Origin of the sequence: Kordia sp. (genome assembly GCF_045105435.1) — a bacterium.
Taxonomy (GTDB): Bacteria; Bacteroidota; Bacteroidia; order Flavobacteriales; family Flavobacteriaceae; genus Kordia.
The window spans coordinates 1-2,724 of the sequence record NZ_JBGCDL010000081.1; the positions used below are offsets into that span (position 1 = coordinate 1).

Sequence of the window (2,724 nt, forward strand, 5' to 3'; positions counted from 1 at the left end):
CATCATTTTCACTTAGCAAACGAATGTCACCAATTTGATGCAATAACATTGCAATACGATCAATTCCGACACCAAAAGCAAAACCTGAATATGCTGAAGGGTCAATGCCACAGTTTGTTAATACATTCGGATCTACCATTCCGCAACCACCAATTTCTAACCAACCTGTTCCTTTGGTAATTTTGTAATCGGTTTCCGTTTGCAATCCCCAATACACGTCAATTTCGGCGCTTGGTTCCGTAAACGGGAAATACGACGGACGCAATCTAATTTTAGATTTTCCGAACATTTCTTTGGTGAAGTATTGTAATGTTTGTTTTAAGTCTGCAAAACTTACGTCTTTGTCTATATATAATCCTTCTATTTGATGGAAAAAGCAATGAGAACGTGCCGAGATCGCTTCATTACGATATACTCTTCCTGGAGAAATCGTACGAATTGGTGGCTGATTGTTTTCCATATACCGAACTTGTACAGAACTTGTGTGCGTTCGTAATAAGATATCTGGATTTGTTTGAATGAAAAATGTATCCTGCATATCACGTGCTGGATGATATTCAGGAAGATTTAACGCTGTAAAGTTGTGCCAATCGTCTTCAATTTCTGGACCTTCAGACACATTGAAACCAATACGCGCAAAGATATCCGTGATTTGATTTTTTACTAATGAAATCGGATGACGCGCACCAATTTCGATTGGTTCTGCCGGACGCGTTAAATCGCCATACACACCTTTTTCTTCGGCATTATTTTCCAATGCTTCTTTGAGTGCGTTTACTTTATCTTGTGCAACCGTTTTTAATTTGTTAATCGTTTGCCCAAATTCTTTCTTTTGTTCATTCGGAACATTTTTAAACTCAGCAAAAAAATCATTTAACAATCCTTTTTTACCCAAGTATTTTATTCTGAAGTTTTCAATGTCTTCTTTGGCTTGTGTGGTAAATTTTTCTACCTCAGCAATATGTTCCTTTATCTTATCTATCATGACGATATTTTGATTTAGCTTGCAAATTTAGAAAAAACTAGCTTATTTGATGTATTCCTTCTCTAAAAAGTAACTTACAATTGCTTCTTTCATTAATATGGTTTGTTCTCCCGCTTTTAGCGTTGGCAATTCTTCTTTAAATTTATAATGTGGCCAACCGTCATCATCAAAGTAATCAAATTCGTAGTAGCCATACGGTTCCAACAAGCGACAAATAGCAATATGCATTAGATTTACTTTGTCATCTTTTTTAAAATTTCGATGAATTTGCCCAAGTTCCTGCACACCAATTAGGTAAATAATTGAGTCTAAATCTAGGGTATCTCCTTCTGCAAACTGATTTGTCAGTTTTTCAACAAGCGTATTCCATCGTTCTTTTAATACTTCGTCTCTTGCCATTGTTTCTTTCTTTTCCGCTGCAAAGGTAGGTAACGTGTGTTGATATTTTTATTTTTCAAATGAAAACTTGTAGCTATATATATCAAATTCATGTAAAGTTTGACAAGCATGTTGAATTTTTTCTTGAAGCAACATATTTCTATCTGTAACGAAATACAATAAAACACTACCAATAATAGTTCTATATTTGTTAAAACTCGATACTCATGAACTTTATTGACATCATTTTAGGTGGCGTAATTGTACTTGGCTTTGTACGCGGACTTATGAAAGGACTTTTTGTAGAAATTGCTTCACTTATAGCATTGATTGCTGGATTGTATGGCGCAATACACTTTTCATATTTTGCGGGCGACTTTTTAGTTGAGAATTTCCCGTCTTGGGAGGAGAAATATGTTAATTTAACCGCCTTTGCAATTACTTTTATTGTAATTTTAATAGCTGTTACCATGGCTGGAAAGTTGTTGACTAAAGTTGCCGATTTTGCTTCGCTAGGTATTTTGAATAAAATTTTAGGTGGCGCTTTTGGCGGATTGAAAATGGCAGTGATTACAGGAGCTGCATTGGTGTTTTTTGAACGTACCAATAACACTATGGAGTTTGTGGAGCAAGATACGATTGATGGATCGGCATTGTATGAACCTGTAAAAGAAATTGGTGGATTTGTGTTTGCCTATGTGTTGGAAGAAACGAATAAGAATGGTACGCTAGATTCGTTTAAAACTAGTAAAACGCAACAAGCAGATGAAAAGAAAGCACAGGAAAACGATTTAAAAGACATTGAAGAAAATGAAAATTAATAAGTATGTGTGAAAAATGTGTAAACCCTGAAATAAACCATCTTCATGATGAAAATAGTATTAAACCTTTTCAAAAGAAGCTGAATACAACTGCTTTGAGAGGAAAAGTAAAAAAACTCACTCCTAATCAAAAATAGATAGCTAAAAATTACATTTATAATTCATGTGTGAACATTGCTCCAGTTTTGCGACAGAACGTTTTTTTTCGAACCAAGATTTTGCTGCGTTTGAAAAAGCCTTTGAAAAAAAGTCTTTAGACGGCACTTTTATTCGTGTTGTAAATTCAAATCAGCTTTCGCAAAGCTCCTCAGAAACTACTTTTGAATGTACGCATTGTCATACCGACTGGGTTTTATCTGCTCCAGATGGCGATTGGCAAGGTTATTTTTTACCTAACGACCGACTTACAGAGTATGACGAATATGAATACGACTCTCCTAAAAACGACAATAATGTTTTTCGAGCAAACTTTAACGGGAATAAAGGAAATTGCGGTTGCTGTTTAGTATTTTTTCTTTTGTTTGTAGGAGCTCTTTTTTA

Annotated in this window: 4 protein-coding genes; 2 read left to right on the forward strand and 2 right to left on the reverse strand. The window is 34.9% G+C overall.

Annotation, left to right across the window (positions count from 1 at the left end; genetic code table 11):
* Both pheS and AB8B65_RS03835 read right to left on the reverse strand, forming a co-directional pair.
* On the reverse strand, positions 1-985 hold a 985-nt coding region (gene pheS, locus AB8B65_RS03830), incomplete at its 3' end, for a phenylalanine--tRNA ligase subunit alpha (protein ID WP_405299536.1).
* A gap of 42 nt (positions 986-1,027) precedes the next feature.
* Entirely contained in the window at positions 1,028-1,384 is a 357-nt protein-coding gene (locus tag AB8B65_RS03835; protein WP_405299537.1) for a hypothetical protein, read from the reverse strand.
* Positions 1,385-1,590: 206 nt separating this feature from the next.
* Here AB8B65_RS03835 and AB8B65_RS03840 point away from each other — a divergent pair, with 206 nt between their 5' ends.
* Together AB8B65_RS03840 and AB8B65_RS03845 are read left to right on the forward strand one after the other, a co-directional pair.
* Positions 1,591-2,184 carry a CvpA family protein gene (locus AB8B65_RS03840; protein ID WP_405299538.1) on the forward strand — a complete coding sequence of 198 codons (594 nt, stop codon included), beginning with the start codon at positions 1,591-1,593 and terminating at the stop codon, positions 2,182-2,184.
* Between the two features lie 163 nt (positions 2,185-2,347).
* Positions 2,348-2,724 (forward strand): hypothetical protein (locus AB8B65_RS03845; RefSeq protein WP_405299539.1); only part of this gene is annotated, 377 nt, incomplete at its 3' end.